Annotated in this window: 32 protein-coding genes; 16 read left to right on the top strand and 16 right to left on the bottom strand. The window is 44.0% G+C overall.

Annotated elements, in window-relative coordinates; genetic code table 11:
* The first annotated feature begins 32 nt into the window (after positions 1-32).
* A complete protein-coding gene (locus tag VC188_RS08695) occupies positions 33-1310 on the top strand; it encodes a serine hydrolase domain-containing protein (protein ID WP_323483667.1) in 1278 nt (425 codons plus the stop codon).
* Between the two features lie 491 nt (positions 1311-1801).
* Here the strand turns inward: VC188_RS08695 and VC188_RS08690 are convergent, their stop codons facing one another.
* Together VC188_RS08690 and VC188_RS08685 are read right to left on the bottom strand one after the other, a co-directional pair.
* Positions 1802-2173, bottom strand: coding sequence for a type II toxin-antitoxin system death-on-curing family toxin (locus VC188_RS08690; RefSeq protein WP_323483666.1), 372 nt, complete (start codon positions 2171-2173; stop codon positions 1802-1804).
* Positions 2173-2403 (bottom strand): hypothetical protein, encoded by a 231-nt coding sequence (locus tag VC188_RS08685; protein WP_323483665.1) that lies wholly within the window; start codon positions 2401-2403, stop codon positions 2173-2175. The genes VC188_RS08690 and VC188_RS08685 overlap by 1 nt, the downstream gene beginning before the upstream one ends.
* Before the next feature lie 138 nt (positions 2404-2541).
* Between VC188_RS08685 and VC188_RS08680 the strand changes: the two genes are divergently transcribed.
* Positions 2542-3033 (top strand): helix-turn-helix domain-containing protein, encoded by a 492-nt coding sequence (locus VC188_RS08680; RefSeq protein ID WP_215321532.1) that lies wholly within the window; start codon positions 2542-2544, stop codon positions 3031-3033.
* Positions 3026-3751: a nucleotidyl transferase AbiEii/AbiGii toxin family protein gene (locus tag VC188_RS08675; protein ID WP_323483664.1), complete on the top strand. Its 726-nt coding sequence runs from the start codon at positions 3026-3028 to the stop codon at positions 3749-3751. Before VC188_RS08680 ends, VC188_RS08675 begins: the two co-directional genes overlap by 8 nt.
* A 4-nt stretch (positions 3752-3755) precedes the next feature.
* Here the strand turns inward: VC188_RS08675 and VC188_RS08670 are convergent, their stop codons facing one another.
* Positions 3756-4115, bottom strand: a complete 360-nt coding sequence (locus tag VC188_RS08670) for a hypothetical protein (protein ID WP_255538523.1) — start codon at positions 4113-4115, stop codon at positions 3756-3758.
* 14 nt (positions 4116-4129) lie between these two features.
* A complete protein-coding gene (locus tag VC188_RS08665) occupies positions 4130-4354 on the bottom strand; it encodes a hypothetical protein (RefSeq protein ID WP_215321535.1) in 225 nt (74 codons plus the stop codon).
* 186 nt (positions 4355-4540) lie between these two features.
* Here VC188_RS08665 and VC188_RS08660 point away from each other — a divergent pair, with 186 nt between their 5' ends.
* From VC188_RS08660 to VC188_RS08650, 3 genes are read left to right on the top strand one after another with little or no spacing between them, the layout of a single operon-like run.
* Positions 4541-5119, top strand: a complete 579-nt coding sequence (locus tag VC188_RS08660; protein ID WP_215321536.1) for an HdeD family acid-resistance protein — start codon at positions 4541-4543, stop codon at positions 5117-5119.
* 34 nt (positions 5120-5153) lie between these two features.
* Positions 5154-5330 carry a hypothetical protein gene (locus VC188_RS08655; RefSeq protein ID WP_215321537.1) on the top strand — a complete coding sequence of 59 codons (177 nt, stop codon included), beginning with the start codon at positions 5154-5156 and terminating at the stop codon, positions 5328-5330.
* Positions 5330-6418, top strand: a complete 1089-nt coding sequence (locus tag VC188_RS08650; protein WP_323483663.1) for an acyltransferase — start codon at positions 5330-5332, stop codon at positions 6416-6418. Before VC188_RS08655 ends, VC188_RS08650 begins: the two co-directional genes overlap by 1 nt.
* Here VC188_RS08650 and yjgA read toward each other — a convergent pair.
* The 3 genes from yjgA to VC188_RS08635 are packed head-to-tail and all read right to left on the bottom strand — an operon-like array spanning position 6415 to position 7634.
* On the bottom strand, positions 6415-6942 hold the full coding sequence (yjgA, locus tag VC188_RS08645; protein WP_215321539.1) for a ribosome biogenesis factor YjgA: 528 nt from the start codon (positions 6940-6942) through the stop codon (positions 6415-6417). The two genes, VC188_RS08650 and yjgA, sit on opposite strands and share 4 nt — an antisense overlap.
* Before the next feature lie 31 nt (positions 6943-6973).
* Positions 6974-7291, bottom strand: coding sequence for a helix-turn-helix domain-containing protein (locus tag VC188_RS08640; RefSeq protein WP_323483662.1), 318 nt, complete (start codon positions 7289-7291; stop codon positions 6974-6976).
* Between the two features lie 40 nt (positions 7292-7331).
* A complete protein-coding gene (locus VC188_RS08635) occupies positions 7332-7634 on the bottom strand; it encodes a type II toxin-antitoxin system RelE/ParE family toxin (RefSeq protein WP_323483701.1) in 303 nt (100 codons plus the stop codon).
* A gap of 114 nt (positions 7635-7748) precedes the next feature.
* Between VC188_RS08635 and VC188_RS08630 the strand changes: the two genes are divergently transcribed.
* From VC188_RS08630 to VC188_RS08605, 6 genes are all read left to right on the top strand, one after another.
* Complete coding sequence (locus tag VC188_RS08630) at positions 7749-9374, top strand: GMC family oxidoreductase (protein WP_323483661.1); 1626 nt, start codon at positions 7749-7751, stop codon at positions 9372-9374.
* Positions 9367-10284 (top strand): EamA family transporter, encoded by a 918-nt coding sequence (locus VC188_RS08625; RefSeq protein WP_323483660.1) that lies wholly within the window; start codon positions 9367-9369, stop codon positions 10282-10284. The genes VC188_RS08630 and VC188_RS08625 overlap by 8 nt, the downstream gene beginning before the upstream one ends.
* A 135-nt stretch (positions 10285-10419) precedes the next feature.
* Positions 10420-11604, top strand: coding sequence for an ABC transporter substrate-binding protein (locus tag VC188_RS08620; protein ID WP_216157620.1), 1185 nt, complete (start codon positions 10420-10422; stop codon positions 11602-11604).
* Between the two features lie 141 nt (positions 11605-11745).
* A complete protein-coding gene (locus VC188_RS08615) occupies positions 11746-12624 on the top strand; it encodes a branched-chain amino acid ABC transporter permease (protein WP_072583996.1) in 879 nt (292 codons plus the stop codon).
* Entirely contained in the window at positions 12624-14552 is a 1929-nt protein-coding gene (locus tag VC188_RS08610) for an ABC transporter permease subunit (protein ID WP_215321545.1), read from the top strand. Before VC188_RS08615 ends, VC188_RS08610 begins: the two co-directional genes overlap by 1 nt.
* A 30-nt stretch (positions 14553-14582) precedes the next feature.
* Positions 14583-15311, top strand: coding sequence for an ABC transporter ATP-binding protein (locus VC188_RS08605; RefSeq protein WP_215321546.1), 729 nt, complete (start codon positions 14583-14585; stop codon positions 15309-15311).
* A gap of 55 nt (positions 15312-15366) precedes the next feature.
* On the opposite strand, the gene VC188_RS08600 is transcribed toward VC188_RS08605, so the two are convergent.
* The 3 genes from VC188_RS08600 to VC188_RS08590 form a co-directional block, all read right to left on the bottom strand.
* A complete protein-coding gene (locus VC188_RS08600) occupies positions 15367-15867 on the bottom strand; it encodes a hypothetical protein (protein ID WP_323483659.1) in 501 nt (166 codons plus the stop codon).
* An 81-nt stretch (positions 15868-15948) separates the two neighbouring features.
* Positions 15949-16764 carry a sulfite exporter TauE/SafE family protein gene (locus tag VC188_RS08595; protein WP_323483658.1) on the bottom strand — a complete coding sequence of 272 codons (816 nt, stop codon included), beginning with the start codon at positions 16762-16764 and terminating at the stop codon, positions 15949-15951.
* A gap of 3 nt (positions 16765-16767) precedes the next feature.
* Positions 16768-18012, bottom strand: coding sequence for an FAD/NAD(P)-binding oxidoreductase (locus tag VC188_RS08590; RefSeq protein WP_323483657.1), 1245 nt, complete (start codon positions 18010-18012; stop codon positions 16768-16770).
* A gap of 146 nt (positions 18013-18158) precedes the next feature.
* Here VC188_RS08590 and VC188_RS08585 point away from each other — a divergent pair, with 146 nt between their 5' ends.
* On the top strand, positions 18159-19019 hold the full coding sequence (locus tag VC188_RS08585) for an MBL fold metallo-hydrolase (protein WP_215321550.1): 861 nt from the start codon (positions 18159-18161) through the stop codon (positions 19017-19019).
* A 5-nt stretch (positions 19020-19024) separates the two neighbouring features.
* The gene (locus VC188_RS08580; RefSeq protein ID WP_215321551.1) at positions 19025-19345 is read left to right on the top strand and encodes an ArsR/SmtB family transcription factor; all 321 of its coding nucleotides are present in this window, start codon (positions 19025-19027) and stop codon (positions 19343-19345) included.
* A gap of 23 nt (positions 19346-19368) precedes the next feature.
* Here VC188_RS08580 and VC188_RS08575 read toward each other — a convergent pair whose 3' ends face one another.
* The 5 genes from VC188_RS08575 to VC188_RS08555 are packed head-to-tail and all read right to left on the bottom strand — an operon-like array spanning position 19369 to position 22302.
* Positions 19369-19794, bottom strand: coding sequence for a hypothetical protein (locus VC188_RS08575; protein ID WP_215321552.1), 426 nt, complete (start codon positions 19792-19794; stop codon positions 19369-19371).
* On the bottom strand, positions 19791-20612 hold the full coding sequence (locus tag VC188_RS08570; protein WP_216157601.1) for an FAD:protein FMN transferase: 822 nt from the start codon (positions 20610-20612) through the stop codon (positions 19791-19793). The genes VC188_RS08575 and VC188_RS08570 overlap by 4 nt, the downstream gene beginning before the upstream one ends.
* A gap of 2 nt (positions 20613-20614) precedes the next feature.
* A complete protein-coding gene (locus tag VC188_RS08565) occupies positions 20615-21172 on the bottom strand; it encodes an FMN-binding protein (RefSeq protein ID WP_323483656.1) in 558 nt (185 codons plus the stop codon).
* 23 nt (positions 21173-21195) lie between these two features.
* Positions 21196-21375, bottom strand: coding sequence for a hypothetical protein (locus VC188_RS08560; protein WP_215321555.1), 180 nt, complete (start codon positions 21373-21375; stop codon positions 21196-21198).
* A 12-nt stretch (positions 21376-21387) separates the two neighbouring features.
* Complete coding sequence (locus tag VC188_RS08555) at positions 21388-22302, bottom strand: DUF6662 family protein (protein WP_215321556.1); 915 nt, start codon at positions 22300-22302, stop codon at positions 21388-21390.
* 152 nt (positions 22303-22454) lie between these two features.
* On the opposite strand from VC188_RS08555, the gene VC188_RS08550 reads away from it, so the two are divergent.
* Entirely contained in the window at positions 22455-22697 is a 243-nt protein-coding gene (locus VC188_RS08550) for a DUF3820 family protein (protein WP_215321557.1), read from the top strand.
* Here the strand turns inward: VC188_RS08550 and VC188_RS08545 are convergent.
* On the bottom strand, positions 22689-23711 hold the full coding sequence (locus VC188_RS08545) for a DNA/RNA non-specific endonuclease (protein ID WP_215321558.1): 1023 nt from the start codon (positions 23709-23711) through the stop codon (positions 22689-22691). The genes VC188_RS08550 and VC188_RS08545 overlap by 9 nt on opposite strands.
* A gap of 539 nt (positions 23712-24250) precedes the next feature.
* On the opposite strand from VC188_RS08545, the gene VC188_RS08540 reads away from it, so the two are divergent.
* Positions 24251-25210, top strand: a complete 960-nt coding sequence (locus VC188_RS08540) for a lytic transglycosylase domain-containing protein (RefSeq protein WP_323483700.1) — start codon at positions 24251-24253, stop codon at positions 25208-25210.
* The last annotated feature ends 173 nt before the right edge of the window (positions 25211-25383 follow it).

Below are 25383 nucleotides of genomic sequence, written 5' to 3'. Positions count from 1 at the left end.
TGCCATAAAAAACAATAAATAGTGGAGACAGTATGAGAAAAATGCAGGCAACCAGCCTTATTGCTGGTTTATTAGTGAGTGCAAGTCTATTTGCGGCCGATACATCAAAAGCACCATTGCCCTTAAGCGCCACCCCAGGGCAGGGATTTAGCCAAGAAGGTCTCAAGAGAATCGATGCGTTCTTTGCCGATCAAATTGCCGCCAATAATATGGCCGGTGCCGTTCTAGCGGTCTCTAAAAATGGCAAGCTAACCATTTTTAAACCTTATGGGTATTTAGACAAAGCAAACAATAAGCCGATGACTACGGATGCCATTTTTAATTTGGCATCGATGACCAAAGTGATGTCCTCAGTTAGCGCCTTAACTTTTTATGAAGAGGGTAAGCTTCCCTTAAATGCACCGATCTCCAATTGGTTGCCCCAATTTAAGGATATGAAAGTAGGTCAAGTTGATAGCGATGGAAAACTGAATTTAATCCCAGCTAAAAATCCGATTACTGTCCAAGATCTCATGCGCCATACCAATGGTTTAACGTATGGCGGCCGTGGCGCTACACCAGTGCATAAGACCTACCCGGCTGGCTCTGCACCAGCAGCCGCGCAATACACAGCAGCAGAATTTATTGATAAGTTAGCAAGCAATCCATTGTTATACGAGCCTGGTACTGCTTGGGATTATGGTTTTGGTATAGATGTGCTGGGCATTATTGAAGAAAAAATTGCCAGCAAATCATTGGGTGCGATCATGCAAGAGCGCATTTGGAATAAAGTTGGTATGCCAAATACTACCTTTGATCTTGCCGAGAAAGACCGTCCGCGCTTGGCGCAGCCGCTTCCACTGGATCCATTGACCGGGAAGCCACAGAAGGTCGATATTCATACACAGAAAGTGAAGTTTGATTGCGGTGGTTCCTGCGCCTATTCCACTGCGGGTGATTACATTCGTTTTGGACAAATGCTACTTAATGGCGGCAGCTTAGAAGGCAAGCGCGTGCTTGGTCCGCAGACGGTTGCGTTCATGACTTCAAACCATCTCAATAAAGATATTAAGAACAATGTGAGCGCTACTGAGCCAGGACGTATGGGTTATGGATTCGGTTTGGGTGTAGCGGTTCGCACTGACAGAGGCTTATCAGCCATTAACGGTAACGTTGGCGACTTCACCTGGAACGGCGCTTACGGAACCATTTTCTGGGTTGACCCCAAAGAGCAGATGGTTGTAGTGATGATGGGTGTTGCACCAGGAGAAATTCGTAAGGTGCATCGTGAGCAACTCAATGCAGTCATTTATGGAGCGCTAGAAAAATAATCTACCTAGGCACCATTATTTGAGTATAGTTTTTCTGCTCTTTAAAATAAACGCAGTCACTAAATATGACTGCGTTTTTTTATTCTTTAATTTTTTTGAAGGAGATCGACATGATGTAACTAATGAATAACAGTATGAGGAATTTGTTATGTCGAGAACATTTAGACGCAAAAATCAACAGCATGAATATAGTTAGGTATTAAAAGATTGGGATACCTTTTTCAAGGGCGTGCGCTCTGTTCACCTTTGTCCAAAATCGCCTGCTGGCCGTAAAGCAATTGCGATTTTTCACTCTGATACGCAGATCACTATGGCTAGTTCGGCGCCACGTTGGTATCGAAAGGCATTTGAGCACAGACGCCGCACAAGAAACAATAGGGTAATGAGGCTCTGGCTTAAGGGTTTAGCAGACCCCATTTTTGAGGTTCGCCATAGACATGATGCCAAATGGTCATGGTGGTAATGTTGGTAGTCAGGTAATTTTTAGGGGGTTAAATAGGCTGACATATTGTGCGCAACCACGCATCAATAAAGTCGAATTTTAATTCCCCACTTTCAAACATGCCGATAATCTTGATATGCAATGTCTTAGGCGTGGCTTGGATGCGAAAGCCGTTTAATCGTAAAAAAGTATCCATAACAGCAAATGCAATTCTTTTGTTGCCATCAACAAAAGGGTGGTTAATTGCAAGACTTTCGAACAGCGCAGCTGCTTCACTAATCGCATCCTTGTAATACCCAGATTGCGGGCGATTAAGGGCTGATTCAAGCGCGGCAATATCTCTGATACCTGGTGAACCGCCGAATTGATTTATTAAGACGCCATGTATCAACATGACCTCTTTGGTTGAAAGATAAAGCACTACTTAGCAAGCTCTTTGTAGAGATCTTCGAATTCTTGAAGACTTTGAGCAAAGTGTGACATCGCTATGCGGCTATTGATTGAAAAACCTTTTTTATTGAGGTAATCGCGGAAAGCCTCATCCAGGACAGCATGAAACTTACGGCCCTCGGCATCAGCTATCTGGTGCAGGCCATTCAATACATCTGGACTGGCCTGAGATGAAAATTTGCTTAAATTTAGGTTTCTCATGGGATTATCCTCGCTTATCAAGATTATTCTTGAAATTTCATGAAAAATCAAGGAAATCTAGTTACCAACATTGATTATTTCTAAATTTTGTTTCCCATAGTTTACAAATATACATAAATGTATATAATAAGAAACATTATGACTTTAGCTCCCAATAATCAAACCATACAGAATCTGCCTGTCCTTGTGCGCTTGGGAGGGCAGATTACCGCTAGAAGAAAGGCCTTGAAAATTCGCGCTCAATCATGTGCTGGAGCAGCCGGTATTTCAAGGGTCACATTGCACCGTATTGAGAGGGGTGAGTCAACCGTCAATATGGGTGCCTATCTGCAGGTATGCGAGGTACTGGATTTGCATTTGGGCTTAGTTCCCCTGGGTAATCAAGGGATTGAGGAGTGCGCAAAACAAATTGCAGGCCCTGATACTCCGCACCTTCGAATTAAGGACTATCCGCAATTAAAAGCATTAGCTTGGCAGTTAGATGAGGAGGAGTATTTAACGGATGCTGAGGCAATATCAATTTATGAGCGGAATAAACGTTTTTTAGATTTAGAGCATCTTGAAAATCATGAGAGAGAGTTAATGCAAAGACTGATTATTAATAGAGGTATGGAGCAGTTGTTTGTTTAAGCGTAAACACCATCAAAACATTGAACATGTTTTGACTCAGTTAAATCATCATTTATTAAAAGAGCATTGCTGTTACTTTGGTGGAGGTACTGCAATTGCACTATTACAAGATGAGTATCGTGAGTCCGTAGATATTGATTTTTTAGTTTCTGATGTGAATGGCTATCGAAATCTACGCCAACTTCTAACTGGGCCTGATGGTATTCATGCAATTAGCAGCGATAGTAGCGATTTGATACTGGTCCGCGAGCTTAGGGCTGACCAATATGGAATCCGCACAATCATTCAGTCAGGCGAAAGTAAAATTAAATTTGAGATTGTTTTGGAGGGACGTATTTTATTTGATGACCCCGGCCCCAAAGATCGAATTGGTAATATTTTTACATTATCGAGAGTTGATTTATTGGCAAGCAAGTTGCTAGCTAACTCTGATCGCTGGAATGATGATGCAGTGTTCAGTAGAGATGTAATTGATCTTGTCATGCTTAACCCACGTAAGTCGGAGTTAAATGATGCACTTGAAAAATCTTATGCTGCTTATGGAGATAGTATTCATAGGGATCTCCAGAGGGCTATAGATGCTTTGTTATCTCGTGAGGGTAAGCTGGAGAATTCAATGAAAAAATTACAAATAAATTTACCAAGAGCATCTTTATGGCAAAAGCTCGCCGACTTAAAAACAAATCACAATCAATACTTGAATGATCGGCAAAGCTAATTTGTTAAAATTTAAACTCTCGATAGTGTCTATAGAGGTTAGCAATCGATGCAAAGCCAAGCACCACAATCAGAACGGCAAATAAGTATTCAGTTGTGAGATAAGTAAAGATCTCCAGGTGAATCAAGATCGCTGCACCTATAAAGGCGGCAATCGATCCAAAAGCCACAAGTCTGAAATTGGGAATAAAGGCACCCAAAGTAATGGCGGCAAACACTAGGTAGAGCTCAGATACCAACTGGTCAGCAGTTACAAAAATACTATTGGTGAACTCTGGGTTGATAAATTTCCCCAAGACTGCAATGATCAGAATAGAAGCCAAGATCGCAAAGTTCAATTGCGCTTTAACTAAGACTTCTTTCAATTGGACGCCCATTTTTATGAGGCACTGCCGTTAAATACAAGACTTATCCCAATCCACAGGATGACAAAGGCAACCAAGACAGTGGAGCCGATTTTCTTTAGGAAGTACTCGAGGGTATCCATATAGGCCTCATCGTTTCGGCCAAAGTAATGGTCAAAGCGTTTCCAGAAAAGACGCCCTACGACTAGAGGCAGAAGTATGGCGACGATGCCTAAAATAACGGTAAGGGTGTTATTCATGAGGGATAACTTTCTTTGCTAACAATCCCCATAGCTGGGGGTGTAAAAGGATAAAGAATACCCTTATTTATTTTTTGCCCTGCCGGACTCAGGTTTAGCGAGCAAATTAGTAATATTCGAGCTCAAACTGGGTTTATTGATACAGTAGAGGCTACTTTTGTAATTACTCCAACAGAAAGCATTCATATGGCCGAACTCAACACCGCACAGATTAATGAAATTCGTACCAAAGTATTGGGCGCAGCTGCCAAGGTTCCTGGCGCCTTAATTGGACTCGGAATTTTATTTATCGTGCTCGGAATGATTGGTATCGCAGGTCAGACATTGTTTTCTTTTATCTCAGTAAATATTTTAGGGATCTTCTTATTTGCTGGCGGCATCTTGCAAGGCGCTCATGCTTTGAAATCACAAGGCTGGAAGAGCGTTGGAGTGCAGCTCGTTTTAGCTACCCTTTACATTGTGGCTGCAATCTTTACTTGGGCTTTTCCAATTCCAGCGCTTGAGGCAATTACATTGTGGCTCGCTGCCATCTTTTTTGTGACTGGCGCATTGCGTTTGATCTCGGCATTTCAGCATCGCCACTTCCGCGAATGGTTCTGGCTGGTACTATCTTCAGCAATCTCGATCTTGATGGGCGTACTGATCATGAATGGTTATCCAGAGTCTAGCCTTTGGCTGCCTGGTATGTTGATCGCTATTGAGCTTTTGCTGCAAGGTTGGTCATTGCTCTTCATGGGCTTGGCAGCTCGTTCATTGACTAAGTAATTGAAATTCGTTCACTAGTGTAGAGAGCTGCATCATGACCATGAAAAAAACGGATCTCTATAAGAATCTGGCATTGAAAACTGCGCAGGGAATGAAAAACGCTGCCAAGTCTCCTAAGCTCGGTGTTGCTGAGAAGGCTAAATCCAAAAAAGAACTAGCAAGCGCTAATCCCTTGCTAGCTTCTTTGATGGGTAAGACCAAATCTAAGTAGTGCAGTCCAAAAACCACTTTCTTCTCGTTGATTTTTTAAAGACTTTTGCAGCCTTAACCATCATCCTGCATCATTTCTCGAGTTATGGGCAAATTGCAGAAGATGCACGACTGCTACTCCCGGTGGCAATGACTTGGTTATTTGAGTATGGTCGTTACGCAGTGCAAATCTTTTTAGTGATGGGCGGCTATTTAGCGGCCCAATCATTGACTCGTTCCACTGACCTGAAGAATGTCCGCAATGTGTTGAGGGTAATCTTTAATCGTTACCTGCGATTGTTTGCACCCTATGTAGTAGCACTCATTCTAACGATTTTGTGTGCCTGGATTGCGCGCTTTTGGGTTCAAGATGAATTTGTTGGCGAATCAGAAACCCTAGGACAATTCTTAGCCCATTTATTTTTTCTGCAAGGCATCTTAGGTTTAGATTCGATTTCTGCTGGCGTTTGGTATGTGGCGATTGATTGGCAGCTCTATGCCATTCTGGCAATCATGTTGGGGATGTTTCCCGGCTTACGCTCCCTGATATGGATGCTGTTGGTGCTCTGCGTAGCATCCTTACTATTTTTTAATCGCTCTGGCGCTTATGAAAACTACTTCATTTACTTTATAGGAGCCTATGGACTGGGCGTGCTGGCACAACTTTGCAAGAACTATCCCGACCCTAAAGTAAATCGATTTGCCAGAATTATGTTTGTAGGGGTGGGTGTAGTCATTGTTGTTTCAAGCTTTCACCAAATTTGGCTCAGAAATATATTGGCCTATATGGTCGCGATTGCCCTCATCCTTTGGGGGGACTCGGCTTACAAAGATCAGAAACAAGATCAGAAGCGCCCTCAACATCAGTCCAGAAAACACAAGCTGGTCAATATCATTCTCAGGGGAAGCAGAAGATCGTACTGTGCTTTCTTAATTCATTTCTCGTTTGTCTTACTGGCAAATACGCTATATATAGCTTGGGGGATGAGCGCCTTTCATGACGGCGTCATGGCGCTTGCCTTGATATTGGTTGCTGTGGTAGCTACCTGGGTGACTGCAACTTATCTTTATCGCTGGGTAGAAGTACCAGCTCGTAAGATCAAGCTTTAAAGGCCCATATCTTTAAGAACGCGAAAAATTTCGCGGTAGGCCTTAGGTGGTTTGTTTTGTTCTTTTTCGCGACGCGCATTCCGAATTAAGGTGCGCATATTCTGAATATCCATATCGGGATATTGTTCAATCATCTTAGTGAAGACTTCATCATTCGCAATCAGTCGATCGCGATAGCTTTCTAAAAAATGTAGCTTGGCAGTTTCAGCTTTACTTACACCCTGAATCGCATCCAAGCGCTTCTGGATCGCGTCTAATTCCTCTTCGTCTAAGAAGCGCATGAGTTTTCCAAGATATTGCTTATGACGGCGAATCGCTTCAAAGCTTTTAATTTTATTGGTCTCTGCAACCGCAGCCTTAATGGCCTCATCCATGGGAATCGTTTTTAAGGCATCACTGCTCAAAGCTGCCAAAACTTCAGCCAACTTCTGGCGTTCGGTCATTTGGCGCTTTAGTTCTGACTTGCTGGGCCCATCATCAGGGTCAACTAGCTTGGGAGTGCGATTCTTCTCATTAATATGCATATTGTTATTTTAGACGGGTATTGAACTTTGACTATTCTTTGTTGATTTTCTGCTTTAGTAGTTTCAGATCGGCACAAGAAAATAACTGGCTTCTTCCAATGAATGATGTAGGCTTTAATCTGCCAGCCTGAACGTACCTTCGCAAGGTGGGAAGTGAGATTTCTAAAAATTCTGCTGCCTCTTCTGCTGAGAAAGTCGCGTTTCGGAGGTGTCCAAATACTTGATCATGCGTATAGTCATTCTCCTGAAACGCATTGATGGCAATTAATGAGAAAAATTTAATACGTTCTTTTGAGGGCATTTTTTGCACGTGAGCATATAGATCCTCTGCTGTCATGGATTGAGTCATATGTGGTACTCACTTTCTCTATTGAGGTAGATTGAAGTCGTCATTTGAGTCGAATAGATTTTTTTAACTGGGTATAAAAATTTTCATGAGATCCAATTTGGCAAAACTCAATCCAGGTTATTTTTATTTCATCAGCAAAATGATCAAACTGGTAAGCCATCAAATATTCCTGAGCATTAAAGCGAAACTTGTAAACAAATACCCCCTGCAGATCACCAAGCTTTTGTTGGCCTATCCTCGGGTTATCGCAAACTTCAGCGATCCTCATTTCAATTGTTAACTGCAGAGGCTTGGAGGCCTTTTTTACAAATTGGGCAAAGGATTTTTTATAGGTGGTTCTTATGATCTAATATTAGATCAAATGTGATTCTATAACAAATCAACAAAAATACCAACAAGTACCTGAATTTTTGTATTGGTAAATAATAGGATCAACTTTGTTTCAAGCAGCGAATATATGACTCAAGCAAATACTTACGATTACATCATCATCGGAGCGGGTAGTGCTGGCTGCATGTTGGCTAAGCGTTTAACTGAAAATCCCAACAAGAAGGTCTTGTTGATTGAGGCTGGCAAAAACGATAACTACATCTGGATTCACATTCCAGTTGGGTACTTGTATTGCATCGATAACCCAAGGGCGGATTGGCGTTTTAAAACAGCTGCTGAAAAAGGCTTGAATGGCCGCTCATTGTTGTATCCCCGCGGGCGTGTTTTGGGCGGATGCTCATCTATTAACGGCATGATTTATATGCGCGGCCAAGCGGGCGATTACGAATCTTGGGTGCAAGCAACGGGTGACGATTCTTGGTCTTGGGAAAACGCACTGAGGCGCTACAAATCATTTGAGGATTACCACAGCGCTGCAAATGAGTGGCATGGTAAGGGTGGTGAGTGGACTGTTTCAAGGCAGCGCTTACGTTGGCCCATCATGGATCGCTTCAAAGAGGCCGCAGTTGAAGCAGGTATACCAGCCTCAGAGGACTTCAATTGTGGTGATAACTTTGGCGTGGGTTACTTCGATGTGAGTCAACGTGCTGGTTGGCGCTTAAATACTTCCAAAGCTTTTTTAAGGGACGCAGCAAAGCGATCCAATCTCACGGTGTTAACTCAAGCCATTGTTACTAAGCTCAAAATTGATCTCGCTACTAAAAATTGTCTTGGGGTTGAATACATCAAGGATGGCCAATCTTGCGAAGCCTTATGTGCCATCGAGCAGGGTGGCGAAGTGTTATTGAGTGCAGGCGCGATTGGTAGTGTACAAATACTGGAGCGCTCCGGTATTGGCGCTGCTGCACATTTAAAGCAATTGGGCATCCCTGTGATCGCTGATCTCCCGGGTGTTGGCGAGAACTTACAAGATCACTTACAGTTGCGCATGGTGTACAAGGTCAATGGTATTAAGACCTTGAACACCAAAGCCAATACGCTGTTAGGAAAGATGATGATTGGCTTGGAGTATCTCTTCAAGCGATCTGGCCCAATGTCAATGGCGCCATCACAGCTCGGTGCATTTGCCTATAGTTCACCAGAGCAAAAGCGTGCCAATGTGGAATATCACGTACAACCTTTGTCATTAGAAAAGTTTGGTGAAGACTTGCATTCATTTAATGCCTTTACGGCAAGCGTTTGCAATGTACGCCCTACCTCGAGGGGTTGCGTTCACATCAATTCGATCGACCCCGAAGCGCCACCAGTCATTAGCCCAAATTATTTGTCGACTGATGAAGATCGCAAGGTAGCAGCAGAATCTCTGCGCTTAACTCGTAAGATTGCCCAGCAGGCCGCCCTAGGTCCTTACGCTCCTGAGGAATACAAACCGGGCGTGCAATATCAAACGGATGATGAGCTGGTTAAAGCGGCGGGGGACATTGGTACAACCATCTTCCATCCGGTGGGCACTTGCAAGATGGGTCGCGATAACGATCCGATGGCGGTGCTCGACTCTGAATTACGCGTGAGGGGCATTCATCATCTGCGTGTAGTCGATGCTTCGGCGATGCCTACGATTACCTCAGGCAATACTGCTGCCCCCACCATGATGATCGCTGAGCGCGTGGCGGAATTGCTGACGCGTGCCTAAGACTTCACAGAAAAGCTATTCATTACCCGCTAGTCATCTATTGCTGGCGTTAGCCATTGTGGCAGTGTGGGGCACGAACTTTGTCGTGATTAAATTGTCACTCACAGCTTTTCCACCATTTTTATTTGCCGCACTGAGATATACCTTTGCATTTCTTCCTCTGGTCTTTTTTGTGCCAAGACCTAAAACATCTTGGGTCAATCTTTGTATTTATGGTTTGGCAGTGGGCGTGGGGCAGTTCGGAGTTCTGTACTTTGCGATCAATGGTCGTATCTCCCCGGGCCTCGCTTCTCTGGTGATTCAGACTCAGGTATTTTTTACTATTGGCTTTGCGATGTTTTTTGCCAAAGAGCGTTTACGTACTTATCAAATGCTGGCGGTGCTAGTTGCCATGACTGGCTTGGGAATTATTGCGCTGCACACCGATGCCACAACCACCTTCTTGGGGCTTGCTTTGGTGGTATTTACCGGCTTTTCTTGGGGGGTTGCCAATACGGTTAGCCGCAGGGCAGGCTCTATTAATATGCTGGCCTATGTGGTTTGGGCGAGCGCTTTTGCGATTCCTCCTCTATTTGCGATTTCTTTCCTTTTTGAGGGCGGGTGGGAGCATATGAATACTTCCTTAACCTCAGCTCCAGTAGGGGCATGGGCCGGCGTACTTTGGCAGTCCTGGGGAAATACCATCTTTGGCTATTCGGCTTGGGCCTGGCTCCTTTCTAAGCATCCGGCGGCAGTGGTGGCGCCTGCGCCTTTGCTGGTACCTATTTTTGGCATGGGGGCTGCAGCCTATTTCTTAGGAGAGTCTTTGCCGGCATGGAAAATTTTGGCAGCAGGTCTGGTAATCCTTGGACTGATCATCAACCTTTTTTGGCCAAATATTGAACGTAGCCTTAAGCAGCGATTTTTATAAGCCTCTAGAGCTAATGTAAAACCCTAATACAAAGTCCTTTTTTTGCCTTTGTATTAACAGTAAGATAACTGTTCGTTTTGGTTTTACCTATAAAAAAGTATTTATTAATTAGCAATTTTTAGTCATGGAGACTTTATGAACATTCGTCATCACATTTTTGCAGTAGCCGCTGCTGCAATGCTTACAACCGGCGCTTATGCTGCCGATATCAAACTTGGTGTTGCAGGTCCATTTACTGGTGGTTCATCCTCAATGGGTGTCAGTATGCGTGACGGTGTTCGCCTTGCTGCAAAAGAAATTAATGCTGCTGGTGGTATCAACGGCAACAAAATCGTTTTGGTTGAGCGCGATGATGAAGCGAAAAACGAGCGTGGCGTACAAATTGCACAAGAATTGATTAACAACGAAAAAGTAGTAGCTACTTTGGGTTACATCAACACTGGTGTTGCATTGGCATCACAGCGCTTTTATCAAGAAGCAAAGATCCCAGTAATGAACAACGTAGCTACAGGCACATTGATTACTCATCAGTTCCCTAATGCTGCTGAAAACTATGTTTTCCGCAATGCCGCTCCTGATGTCATTCAGGCTCCTATGATTGCAAAAGAAGCCGTTGAGAAGCGTGGCTTGAAGAAGGTGGCTATTTTGGCTGACTCAACAAACTATGGCCAGTTAGGCCGTGAGGACTTAGAGAAGGCATTGAAAGGTTACGGCGTTACTCCAGTTGCAACTGAAAAGTTCAACATCGGTGACGTTGACATGACTTCACAGTTACTCAAAGCAAAGAATGCTGGAGCCGACGTTGTGTTGACATACGCAATTGGACCTGAGTTGGCACAAATTGCTAACGGTATGGCAAAGTTGGGTTGGAAAAAGCCAATCATTGGTAGCTGGACATTGTCTATGGCTAGCTTCATTGATACAGCCGGCAAGAACGGTAACGGTGCAACCATGCCTGAGACTTTCATTCAGCAGCCTGCAACTACTCCAAAGCGTAAGGTATTCGTAGATACATACCTAAAAGAGTTCAAGCCAAAGAATGGCATCATTGCTTCTCCAGTATCAGCAGCTCAAGGTTACGATTCTGTATACCTATTGGCTGCAGCTATCAAGCAGGCAAACAGCACAGAGGGACCAAAGATTTTGGCGGCATTGCAAGATCTGAAGACTCCAGTTGACGGCGTTGTAATGACTTATAACAAGCCATTTACTGCGACTGACCATGAGGCTATCAAGGCAAAAGACGTGGTGATGGGTGTAGTTGAAAATGGCCGCGTTGAGTTCTTAAATGCTGAGGATGCTACAGCGAAAAAGAAGTAATTTAAGCTCTAAGGCAGGCAATTTAAATAATTATTTTGCACTGCAGCATTAGATAAAGCAAAACGCCGCCTACAAGCGGCGTTTTGCTTACAATGTCGGATTCGTTAATAAAACAGTTTTTAGAATATTTAGGCCAATAACATGGACATGTTTGCACAAATCCTCTCGAGCGGCATAGCGGTGGGGATGATCTACGCGGTTATCGCTTTCGGCTTTCAGCTCACATTTGCCACATCTGGCACCTTGAACTTCGGTCAGGGTGAAGCGCTGATGTTAGGTGCTCTTGTAGGTTTAACTTGCGTAGATACCTTTGGCATGAATTACTGGGTGATGATTCCTGTGGTTTGCTTGTTTGGTATGTTGCAAGGTAGCTTTGTTGAGCTCATCGGCGTACGTCCTGCAATCAAGATTAAATCTGAGTTTGGTTGGATTATGTCCACCATCGCGCTCGGTATTATTTTCAAGAACGTGGCTGAAAATATTTGGGGTCGTGATGCATTGCCATTTCCATCGCCGTTACCAATGGAGCCAATGAGTTTCTTGGGTGCAAATATTCTCCCAATGGAAATTTTAGTAGTCGTTGGCGCATTAGTGATGATGTTGTTGGTAGAGTTCTTTAACCGCAAAACTATTTACGGTAAAGCGGTTGTTGCGACAGCAAACGACCGTGATGCAGCTGGCTTGATGGGTATTAATACCAGCGTAGTCATTACCTTCTCTTATGCACTTTCTTCCTTAACTGCAGCGTTCGCGGGCGTATTGATTGCACCTTTAACCCTGACTGGCGCAACCATGGGCGGCGCTTTAGGCCTGAAGGCTTTCGCAGTTGCGATTATTGGCGGCTTATCTAGCGGCCTCGGCATTATTGTTGGTGGCTTGATTCTTGGTATTGTAGAAACGGCAACTGGTTTTTATATCTCTACTGGTTACAAAGATGTGCCTGGTTTGATTTTGTTATTGCTTGTATTGGCGTACAAACCATCTGGTCTCTTCGGTAAATCTGCGATTAAGAAAGTTTAATGATGAAGAAGTCTCTGTTACCACTATTAATTGCTATTGCCGGATTATTTATTTTTCCGTTGGTAATTCATAACCCTTATTACATTCACTTAGCTGAAACAATTCTGATTTACACCATTTTATTATTTGGTTTGGATATTGTTGTTGGTTATGTTGGTCAGGTTTCATTGGGCCACGCTGGATTATTTGGTATTGGCTCATACACAGCTGGCATTTTGTTCTTCCATCTCGGGCTTCCAATTTGGGCCACTATTCCTGCATCTATTATTGTCACAGCCATTTTTGGCGGCATTTTGGCATTGCCTGCTCTCAAGGTAGTTGGTCCTTATTTGGCCATGGTGACTTTAGCCTTTGGAACCATTGCGCAGATCCTTATTAATGAAATGGATTGGTTAACCGAAGGTCCGTTGGGGATAAAGCTAACGCTCCCAGAGTTAATGGGAACGCCGATGAGTAACGCTGAGTATTTTTGGCTAGTTTCTGCAATCGCAATTTTGGCTTTAATTGTGGTGGATCGTTTTGTGAAGTCACAGATGGGTCGTGCATTTGAGGCTTTACGGGATAGTCCAGTTGCTTGCGACTGTATGGGTGTTTCCGTATACCGCTTTAAGGTGATTGCATTTGTGATTAGCGCTGGCTTTGCTGGTTTAGCTGGTTGTTTATATGCCTATTCTGAGCAATATATTTCACCAAACACCTATAACAATGAGCTGGCTGTTTTGTTTTTGCTCGGGATCATCATGGGCGGACGTAAGTCACGTTTAGGCGCGATTATTGGCGCAGCTATTATTGTGCTGTTGCCAAAATTGTTAGATGACATCAATCTATTCCGTATCGTCGCTTCAATCATTGCAGTCGTGGTGGTAGTGGGTGCTGGCATGGCTCTATCTAAGAAGATAACCACTCCAAAGCGTGTAGCTCTTCCTATTATTGGTGTGGTGGGCTTAGCAGCATTTTCATTCTGGTTAAATAGCATTTCTGACTGGCGTTTGAGTATTTTCGGCTTCATGATTTTGCTAGTGGTGTATTACTTGCAAAGCGGTATCGTTGGTTTCGCGAAAAGCTTCTACCAGGCGATGGTTGGCAAAGCTAAAACTACTCGCGGCGGCGATCACGAAGAGGTGGATGATTCCATTAACTTCATTAGTACTGTTGCCAATCAAAATACGGGTGCTGAGCTCCTGAAAGTGGACTCTGTATTGATGCAGTTCGGCGGCTTAAAGGCATTGAACAATGTTGATCTCAGTATTAAGCGCGGCACTATTCATGGTTTGATCGGCCCTAACGGTTCCGGTAAGAGCACCATGATGAACGTGTTGACTGGTATTTATGTGCCTACAGCCGGTAATGTGTTGTACGCAGGCGAAAGTGTTGTTGGTAAGACTTCTTCCGATATCGCTTTGTCTGGTATCGCACGCACCTTCCAAAACGTTCAGCTCTTCGGCGAGATGACTGCTATCCAAAATATTTTGGTTGGCTTGCATCACACCTTCAAATCCAACATGGTGGAGATTGCTTTACATCTGCCACGTTACAAGAAAGAAGAAGCTGAAGCACATGCACGTGCAATGGCATTGCTTAAATTCGTTGGTCTAGATGATTTAGCCAATGAAGAAGCACGTAACTTGCCATACGGTAAGCAACGTTTGCTGGAGATTGCTCGTGCCTTGGCATTGGATCCTGAGTTGCTCTTGTTAGATGAGCCAGCTGCTGGTTTAACAGCGCCAGACATCAAAGAACTCTTGCGCATTATTCGTAAGATCCGCGATAGCGGTATTACTTTCATCCTGATTGAACATCACATGGATGTGGTGATGTCAGTTTGCGATACCGTTTCTGTATTGGACTTTGGTCAGAAGATTGCAGAAGGTAAGCCAGCTGAAGTTCAGGCAGACGAGAAGGTGATTCATGCCTACTTGGGTACTTAATCACTAGAACATATTGAATCGGTAAATACCATGTTATCTATTAAGAATCTTGAAGCAGGCTACGGCAAAGTAAAAGTCCTCCATGGCATCAATATTGATGTTCCTAAAGGACAGGTGATTACTTTGATAGGCTCAAACGGAGCTGGCAAAACTACCACCATGCGCGCTATTACTGGCATGATTAAGCCAACGGCCGGTGAAGTTACATTGGGTGGCGAAAAAATTGACGGTTACGACTCTCATAAAATCGCCCGCCTAGGTTTGGCTCACAGTCCTGAAGGCCGCCGCGTGTTTACAACAATGTCCGTCACTGACAACTTGTTGCTCGGTGCGTTTCCACGCTTCACAGGTAGCCGCCCAAAAGGTGACATCAAGCATGACTTAGAAAAGTCTCTTGAAATGTTCCCGCGCCTTAAAGAGCGTCGCAATCAATTGGCTGGTACCTTGTCTGGCGGTGAGCAGCAGATGTTAGCAATGGCTCGTGCTGTGATGCTGAACCCGGAGATCATTCTTTTGGATGAGCCATCCATGGGCCTTGCTCCAATCTTGGTTGAGGAAGTATTTAGAATCATTTCTAACCTCAAGTCACAAGGCGTCACCATGTTGCTAGTTGAGCAGTTTGCTGCTGCTGCTTTAAATGTAGCTGATTACGGTTATGTGCTGGAGAACGGCAAGATTGCTACTCACGGACCTGCTGCAAAGCTCAAGGATGATCCTGCTGTGAAAGCGGCTTACCTGGGTGGTGCTGGTAGTCACTAAGTAGCTGTCTAAGCTGAAAGTAATAAAAAAGCCCTTAGTAATAAGGGCTTTTTCTTTAGCTAGATAAGAGCTTTATAGCCTCTCGAATCAGCAAAGCGCGATAGCCCATGTAAAGGGCAACCAAGGTAAAGCCAACCAAGAAGAGCTTTGGAATCAATGCGCCTCCAGCTACTAGTTCACTATTCAGTAAGCCTATAGCTACCGCAAGAAAGAAGGCTGCGCCCAAGCACAATACAACCCAATTTTCATTGCTGGCTACTTGCTGGGTTTGATTGTTATAGGCAAGAACCTGAAAGCTACCACCCTTTGGATATCCCGATACGGTGATCTGATCACCATCGGTAATTTTCATGGGGGATGAAAACTTTGCTTCGACTGCTGTATCGCCCAAATTAAATTTGGAAATAAAAAAGCGTTTGTAATACTGCGAAGAGTGGTCGTGAGTAGGCTTTTCTGGGTTTACGTACTCCAGTAGCTCATTATTGAGATTGCTTACCTTGCCAGAGACGGCGCTAATGGAAGTGGATAGAAAGGTGCTTGGCTTTGTGATGAACATCAGCAGAACTCCTAAAAGGCTAAAGCTGAGTATAAAGAGGAGGGAGGACAGCGGTCTTTTAGGCATCACTAAAAGATGTCATCAATGATTTATTGCCTTGATCATTAAGCTCACGGCAATGATTAATGTAAAGACTGCAAATATTTGCTGAATTCTAGGGCCGCTTATTTTTCGCTCCAATACTTTTCCTAGGAGAAGTCCCAAAAGTGAACCGCAGGCAAAAGGAATTGCAATGGCTGTATTCAGAGTTCCAGAGGCAAGGGAGATAAAGGCGCCCCCAGCAGAAACAATTGCGAGAACACCAAGTGAAGTGGCAACAATTGATTTCATTGGCAGGTCAGTGAATTTATTTAAAGCGGGAACTAGAATAAATCCCCCACCGACACCTAGTAGGCCTGATAAAAATCCAGCAGTGGCGCCAGAGAACATTAGCGCACGAGCACACGGCACTGTCCAAATCAGCTTTCCGATCGATGAGTCTAGTTGGCAGGGCGGACTTTTAATTTGTGGAAGAGGTTTTCCAGAAAGATTTCTGGCTACCTGTAAAAGCATCCGAATAGAAACATACATCAACACCAGGCTAAAGAGTATTAGTAGCGGAGTGTTTGGTACCTTCTGGGCTAGCCATAAGCCAGCCGGGGATAGGACCAAGCCAAAAATCGCCATTAACATGGCTGCTTTATAGCGAAGTGCTTTGGCCTTAAATCCAATTACAGCGCCTGCAAAAGCCGAAACAGTAATTGCTGTTAATGCTATCGGGCCTGCCTCTGACATTGGCAGATGCAGAAGAAACACCAGTAAGGGTACAGATAAGATACCGCCTCCAGCCCCCGTGAGGCCCATTAAGACGCCAACAAATGCTCCAATTGCTAAGGTTAGGTAGGGCAAAAAGTCCATCAATTAATTTTCAAATGGACGCGCTAACCACTCTCTTCCCTTGAGCATCGCATTCCAGTAAAGCCAAGGAAGAACATCTTTCTTCAGAATCCAAGCGAGTCTTGTAGCCTTAAGTGGATTAATGAGCCAAGGAAAAGTGGGCAAGAGTTTTCCACCAAAGCCAAACTCTGCCAAAACAATTTTCCCGTTCTCTACCGTCAGTGGGCATGAGCCATAACCATCATATTTAGTTGGCAGGGGTTTGTTGTGTTTTGCTGCTAGTAAGTTCTCTGCGACGACCACAATCTGTTTTCTGGCTGCTGCAGCAGTTTTAGAGTTTGGCGACGAACAGCAATCACCAAGTCCGAAGATATTCGGGTAGCGAGTATGTTGAAGGGTGAACTGGTCTACATCTACAAAGCCATCAGCATTGGAAACAGGGCTTCCCTTGAGACAGTCTTGAGGGCCTTGTGGGGGTACTACATGCAGCATGTCAAACGATCTTTCAATCTGCGTAACATTTCCATCTGCATCCTTGACTGCAAAAATCGCTTTTTTAGCTGGGCCATCCACGGAAATGAGATTGCTATTGAAATTGAGTTTGGCGTTGTATTTTTTGACATATTCCATAAGCGGCGGAACAAAGTCGGCTACACCAAACAGTGCGGCACCCGCATTGTCTAATTCAACCTCAATATTTTTTAGGCGACCTTGTTTCTGCCATTCATAACAGGATAGATACATTGCCTTCTGAGGTGCTCCAGGGCACTTGATTGGCATAGGAGGTTGAGTAAAAATCGCTTTCCCAGACTTCAGGCTTTGAACAAGTTCCCAGGTATATGGTGAGTACTCATAACTATAGTTAGAGGTCACCCCATTTTTACCAAGCGTTTCCTTTAGCCCGGGTATAGCATCCCAGTTTGTCTTAATGCCTGTTGCAATTGCTAGTTGCTTATATTTAATTGCAGCACCATTACTGACCAGAACTTCATTGGCATCTGGATTGAAGCCCACAATCTTCTCTTTAATCCAGCGCACTCCTGATGGAATGAGATCTTTAGTTTGACGACGACTATTTTTGACGTTAAATGCACCGCCGCCCACTAGCGTCCAAGAGGGTTGGTAATAGTGCTCTTCAGAGGGCTCAATGATTGCAATATTTAGAGAGCGGTCTCTGGATTTCAGGCTAGCAGCTAAGCCTATGCCAGCAGCGCCACCGCCTGCAATTACTACGTCAAATACATTGGAACTCGAGTTTGCTGAAGTCATACTATCTCCACCTCTATGTTTTATTAGATCTAGGTCAATAAAATAGCTTGAATTATAGTGATTGGCTATTAGGGTTTATGATTAGTCTACATTTTTATATAGTATTTATCATAAAATAAATCATTTACAGCAAATTGGATAAATAGATGAAACCGATTGTTAAGGGATTTTTTGACCCAGATACCTGGACCGTAACTTATGTGGTTTATGAGAAACCGGGTTCACCATGTTTAATCATTGATTCAGTGCTTAATTATGACCATAAGTCAGGGCGTACTAAAACGAAATCAGCCGATGAAGTGATTGAGTTCGTCAAGGCCAATCACCTGGCTACAGAATGGATTTTAGAAACCCACGCACATGCAGATCATGTTTCAGCGGCACCGTATCTAAAATCAAAATTAGGCGGCAAGATTGCTATAGGTGATCATATCTCGGTGGTACAGGGGGTATTTAAAAAAGTGTTTAATTTGGAAGAGGCATTTCAAGCGGACGGCTCTCAGTTTGATGCTTTGCTTAAAGATGGGGAAGAAATTCACTTTGGAAATCTAAGCTTTAAGTCCCTCTTTGTTCCCGGTCATACGCCAGCCTGTATGGCTTATCAAGTAGGTGATGCCATTTTTGTAGGCGACACCATGTTTATGCCTGACGTTGGAACTGCCCGATGTGATTTTCCAGGCGGTGATGCACACACGCTTTATCAGTCGATGCAAAGGATTTTAAGTTTTCCTGGTGAGACTAGATTATTTATGTGCCACGACTATCCGCCAAATGGGCGTCCAGTAAATTACGAAACAACAGTAGCTGAACAGAAGAAATCGAATATTCATATGCATGATGGTATTACTGAGGATGAGTTTGTTCAGATGCGTAGTAAGCGTGACGCTACATTAGATATGCCGGTACTTATTTTGCCTTCGATCCAAATTAACATTCGCGCAGGTGATATGCCTCCGAAGGAAAGCAACGGGATTTCATATTTAAAGATTCCTCTTAACGCACTGTAATTTTCATGTTGAACGAAAAAAAACGAATTGCAGAACTTAAGAAGATGCAGTCTTCTGCCACAAAGGCTTGTGAGTTCTTAAAAGTACTTTCAAACCCGAGTCGACTGATGTTGTTGTGTGAAATCGCTGTTGAGGAGCGGTGCGTTGGGGACCTGGAGGAATCAACCGGAATACATCAACCAACCTTATCGCAACAGCTGACAGTACTACGTACTAAAAAGTTGGTTAAGACACGTAGAGACGGTAAGCAAATTTATTATTCCCTTTCCAGTGACATAACGTTATCGGTCATGAACTTGCTCTACAGCCATTATTGTAAAAAATAAATCTGTTTTATCACTCTCACAATTTAGCTAACCATTGTTTTTGGCTTCCTAATGACGGTTAGGTGCAATAAGAAGATGACAGCGAACATTAGCCCCATAATCCAATGGGTGTCAATTGCAGTATCGCGGATTTCCTCTGGCCCGTAATAAAGCATTCCGCCGGTAATGAGAAGTGCAAATAGAAAGCCCAGTTGGCTAAAGCCACTCCACAACTGCTTTCTGGACTTATAGCCCACCTTGATATGAAATGGCATTACTGATCCAAGAGCTAAGGTAGCCAGCATTGCAGCAATGCCATGAGCTGCGAGAATGCTATGTGTGCCAAGAGTGGATCTTTGGATCTGAAATTGATGCCCTAGAAGATACATCAGGCCAGTGATTGAGCAGGCCATCATGCCGCAGATGACAAACGTTCTTTGCCAGCGAGGCATCTTCCCAAGGCGGCTCATGCGACTATCCTTAGTGCTTGCGCTGAGAAATGACTAAAGCAAGGGTGATGCTCATTATTGGATAAGGCTAGAACCTTGGTGAGTGCATCAGCATAAACACACTCTTTTGCAAGAATAGAGAATGACCCAGCAATCTCCACATGAACCTCGGAAAAATTCTGGGCTAGAGGGTTGATGATATGACTCCTCTGACCATCTCTTTTTGCAAAGTAAAGGCTGCTTGTGGCAATAGCTCCATCTTTCAAAGATCCGATATGAATTAACTCCTCAGATCTCTCAGGATGACGAACTTGAATTGGGAGGGAGGTATTCCCAAAAACCCGTAGGTCACCACCAGCATTCACTGAGCCGGATGTGATGCCCTCTGATATTAAGACTCTCACCGCCATATCTACTGCAAACCCTTTGGCGATTCCACCCAGATCAAGGCAGACCGGGCGGCGGGACTGTATCAAGTCAGGCGCTAGGAAGTGAATGTCTTCAACGCCACCAAGATCATGATTGGAGAAGTTGATATGGCGGGGTAATAATCCCGCAGCAACCAGACGATGGCCTATTCCACAATTAAATAGGCCATCGGATTCAAGGTGAACCTCTTTTGCAATTCGGATGACTTGCGCAGTCCATGGATGAATCTCAACTGCTTCCATGTGGGCACTTCGATTGATTTGGCTTAGCTCACTTTCAGGATCATGAAATCCCATGAGGTCATGAATATTTTGAATGGCTGCAAAAGCATTATCAACAGCCGCTTGCCCATCATCTTGATGTATGGAGATCTCTACAAAGGTGCCAAGAAGTGGTTTGCAACGAAGCATTGTTACTTTCCGAGGCTGGGTTTTGAATGGGTGTTCTTCAGGGCTAGGTCATATAAAACCGTTACCCGCTTCACTCCATCAGTAAGGTGTTTGCAAGAAAGTGTTGCGCCACCAATATTCTGAATATCTTGATTAAGCTTGATGGGGTCATTTACGGTCTTACCTACAAACTGTTTACGCCATTGCGCTTCTGCTACTTCATAACCATAAGATTCAATGTATTCCAAAACTTCGATACCAGCGATGCCACCATTTGGGTTGATGGCAACGGCATAAGTAATCATTTCATGTTTTCCTATGACTTCGTCAACCACAAACCAGCTACCATCAGCTGCCCTCCAGATGCGCTCGCCCTGAAAGGGGTAACGAATGCTGGATGCGATACGCATCTTTTCTTGCAAATCATCCGTAATGATGACGGGATTCTTCGTCAGTATTTTGTTAGGGAAAAGAATTTTTAGAGCTTGCTCTGCAGAAACATAAATTTTTGCATGGGCAATGATTGGTGCGCTCATCATTGCTATGCCAATAAGAGCTAAGGGTTTAGGTTTCCAGATCATGGGGTGATATCTAGGTAATGTATTTAGGCAGTAAGTAATTCATTCGCTTCATTACAAAGTGCTTGAATTTCTGGGTTGATGCCTTGGACATTTGAGAGTTTGTCAAACATCATCAACGCTCTTTTCTTGGCTGTTTGACATTGGGTGGCTTGAAACTTCAGCAAATGAGCTAAAGCTGCAACTAATAGATTCTGAATTTCCATAGTTTCTTTCGCTTAATTAAGTGGGAAGCCAACTTTGACAATGAATTCATTTACTGAGTGACTATCCCAGACGCGAGCATCTGAGCATTCGGCCTCTCCACCACCCATGCAGGTGCCGCCTGCAAGTTGATAGCGCCAAGCGCCAGTAACCCACCAGTCTTTGGCTGCGTAATGCATATTGGGACCTACAAAAGTGGCTCTTTGGACTTGATTGCGTAAATTTAGCTCTGAATAATCATTATGAAAACGTGCCTCCACACCAGCCGACCACTTGGGGGCAAAGCGATAGCTCGCGCCCACCAGGAAATCGAGCATCGATTCAGGAACGTTGCCGTTTTCAATAAACTTTAAGCGCTCATTCGCAGCTACAACGTTACCCGCCAAAATTAATCGATCATCAATAAAGTTAGATTGCAGCAAGAGTCTCGCCTCGAGCTCATCTTTATTTCTTCCCCATGTCGGCTCTAAATAAAGCCCTACACCTACAGGCGAAGTCACTGGATTGGTGATGCGATAAATTGCTTCTAGAGAGCCACCTTCAATGCCACTTTTCTTATACGCTGTTGAGGGGTCATGCGAAGAAGGTACTCCGTAACCGCCGGTACAGGTTGGAGTATCTCCACAAGCTTCTGGATTAGTGTAATTTTGATTTGCATTGGTGTAGTAAGAGTTGATATAGCCAGCAACCTGAAAGTCGTTAGTTAAACCATATTCCAGTTCGGTCCTAGCGGTTAATGCATCGTAAGTTCCTGCTGCTTGCTGTTGATTGAGTTGTAGACGCTGCTCAAACTCCAGCTTGCCCTTAGGCTGTAAATCTAAGGTGTAGATCCAGCCAAACACTCCCTCGCCTGCATGGGCTAAGGAGAAGTGAAGTGTGGCAACTAAGAAGAGGCTGAATGCAAGAAGTCTATTGATGGTCAATTTCATGGTCCCTTGAGGTTAGTGGTTAGCAATCTAAATGAGAATGGTTCTCAATATAGCATTAGATGAGAATGATTCTCAACTAATTAAAATAACCATGACCTAAAAAATGGCGAAATCTATGGGCCTATTCTTTTTTGCTTGTAAGATTTCTACAAATGAACGCTGAGTCCTTGGAAAAATTGGTTTTAATGAAGATGCCTTTTGGTAAGCACGCAGGGCGTACATTGGCTGATCTGCCGGGGAATTATTTGGCGTGGTTTGCCCGCGAAGGTTTTCCTAAGGGCGAGCTTGGTGAATTATTGGAATTAATGCATACCCTAGACCACAATGGTCTGCGTGGACTCTTGGCGCCAATCCAGCGGGCGCATGGCCTGCACGCTAAATCTAAATTACTTTGAGCGAATAATCAGTGTGACGCGATTACGTTCGTAAGTCACAGTTGCTGATTCTGGTGGACTGCTTTGAATTAAGCTGGCCTTGAACTTGGCCTGCGATTCAATTTGCGAAGAAATCTGTTTTGCAAGAGTTTCATTGCGGTCATATTGAATCTGAATATTGGCTATCTTGCCCGACTTGATATTGTTGATGACATCATTGAGCTTGCTTGAGGAGTAATCGTCAAAAAATATGGGATACCATCCGCCAACGAGAGCCCTTTGCCCCTTGATGTCATGGGTCTGCGCCGACGTATTGTTCGTACTGTCGCCTTCACCTACGGGTAAGTGAAAGTCAATTCCTGTCTTTTGTATCAACTGTGGATAAGAGATGGGGGCAGTCATAGATGCTTCATTGGTGTTTTCGATCCAATATGCCCAAGCAATATTTTTATTGGAGTCATACACCAACTTATATAAATGGCTAGGAATCGTCACTCGGCTTCTGCCAATACTGCCGCTATTGCCAATGGAGCCTGTGTAAACGTAGATGTCGCCTGAAGATCTTTTGACATAAGCTCTAGTCGGCTCCTCGACATTCTTAGCCCAGATTCCCTGATTGTTTTGCCTGGCTTGGGGCATCATATTGGCCAATGAGAAAGATTGAGCCATAGAGCGTTCATTACTCATGTCACCTGCTGGGGCATTATGCCCCCTATCAAAGCCGCTTCCGCGGTAATCCGAGAGCAGGGCCCGTTCGGAGAAGGGTAGTCTGGCTTCTTCGTAAAACTGGTTGCTTCTTCGCGGGTGCGGGGCAGATAGCTGCTCCCGATTAAGCTTTTCAACGGCATAGATTGGCTTTTTATCCTGAGGAGAGTAGTAGATGGCAAAGCTATCAAAGCAAAGGTCGCGCCCCACTTGTGGACTCATGGGTATTTGCTGAGCTGGGAATAGATCTTTACAGTCTTCAAAAGCCGCAAGGGCGTTTAATGAGGCGGCAATTGCTACAAGGGCAAGAAGGTGACGAAGGAATTTCATGGGCTCTTAGTGTATGACCTCCACTTCAGGCGCACGCATCTTTTAATCTTGGGCTAGCTCCAGAGCTAATAAGCAACAGAACTCTGTTGATATTTTTCTGTATATCAAAGTGCATGTTTTCTTGAAGAAGGCTTGAAAATACTGCCTTGCAATAACATCTGCCTTGCTACTACCCCTAGAAAATTACAGGCATGAAAGCACTAGATATATGATTTTTTGGGTTGAATTTTTGGCCAAAAACACAAAAAAGTCCCATTTAAGCGATTTTTTTATAGAGTGAAATTAGTACTCCCTAACCTACATAAGCTATTGATTTTATTGATTTATATATGTTTGTAGCTACCTATATGCGGGATCTCCCGGATTCCTAGATCAATAAGTTATTGATTTCTACTTCTTTATTCTTGACTTGATATAAGAAACTTCTTAGGATGACCCATGTTTTTTAGATATTGCAATGCAGCATAAAACGGTAGTCTAGTTTTTTGAGGTCTTGTAAACAATGAATGAGTAAATGTTTAGCTAACAATTTGAGCGATATGCAGAATCCTCAGTCAAACACTTTGACTGCTAATGAGCTGCTAGCGCATGCCATGGCTCCGATCTATCGGGTCATTAATGGCCTACTCGTTTTAACTGTGTTCATGGTGGTTGGGTTTTGGCTTTCAGGCAATGGTACTAATGCCGGCGCTTTTGACCTTGCACGTATCCTTGTTCCTGAAGAAGCGCGCCACATGGTTTGGAATAACGGCTTTGGCATGCTCAATCAATATAAAGAGTCCAATGAAGTATCAGCCGCCCAGACCACTGATACTGAGATCGCCGCTGTGATCCATGGCAAGTCTAAGATTCCTGCTTCAACTGGTTTGACTGGTGCCAAGCAGCAGACCGTAGCTTTGCTAATGCCCTCTGTGGCGCAAATGCAGGTGAAATCGATTTCCCATCTGTCTGATCGCATCCCAACTTCAAAGATGGACCCCCAGGCTTTGGATAGCAACTTAATGGGTTCGATTCAGAATCAACGTGCTGTAGCTGACTTCTTTGAGAAGAAATACAGTCTCGATCGTTTGAAGATTGAAGAGTATGTTTCAAACACGATTTTGATTGCAAAAGAAGTCAACATTGACCCAGTGCTTTTATTGGCAGTAATCTCGGTGGAATCCAACTTCAACCCAAATACTAAGAGTCACGCCGGTGCTGAAGGCCTCATGCAAGTGATGACTTCAGTGCATAAAGACAAGTATGCAATCTTTGGCGGGACTTCTGAAGCTGCTAAGCCTGAAGTCAATATTCGTGTTGGTGCCTATATTTTGAAATACCTGATCGCTACAGCTGGTTCATTGCGCAATGGTCTGAAGTACTACGTTGGTGCTGCGAATGCCGAGGATGATGGCGGCTATGCAGATAAAGTGATGGCCGAAAGAAATCGCCTGATTGGTTTATGTCAAAACCGTTCGTCTAATCGCTTGACGCTGAACGGCAAGGATCTGCGCTCTTAAGTTTTTAGATCTTAAGTAGATCAAAGTATTTAAAAAGCCACCCGAGTGAACTGACCCCCAAAAGTTGGACGCTATGTCCAACCAAGGGGGTTTTGTTTTATGAGCAAGTACAGCAAGCAGTTCAAGCTAAAGGTAGTTAAAGAGTTTCTAAAGTCAGGCGGTCTTAAGCGGGT

Source organism: Polynucleobacter sp. MG-28-Ekke-A2 (assembly GCF_035012985.1).
Classification (GTDB): Bacteria; Pseudomonadota; Gammaproteobacteria; order Burkholderiales; family Burkholderiaceae; genus Polynucleobacter.
Note: the sequence above shows the minus strand (reverse complement) of the source record. Positions and strands in the feature narration are given on the sequence as shown.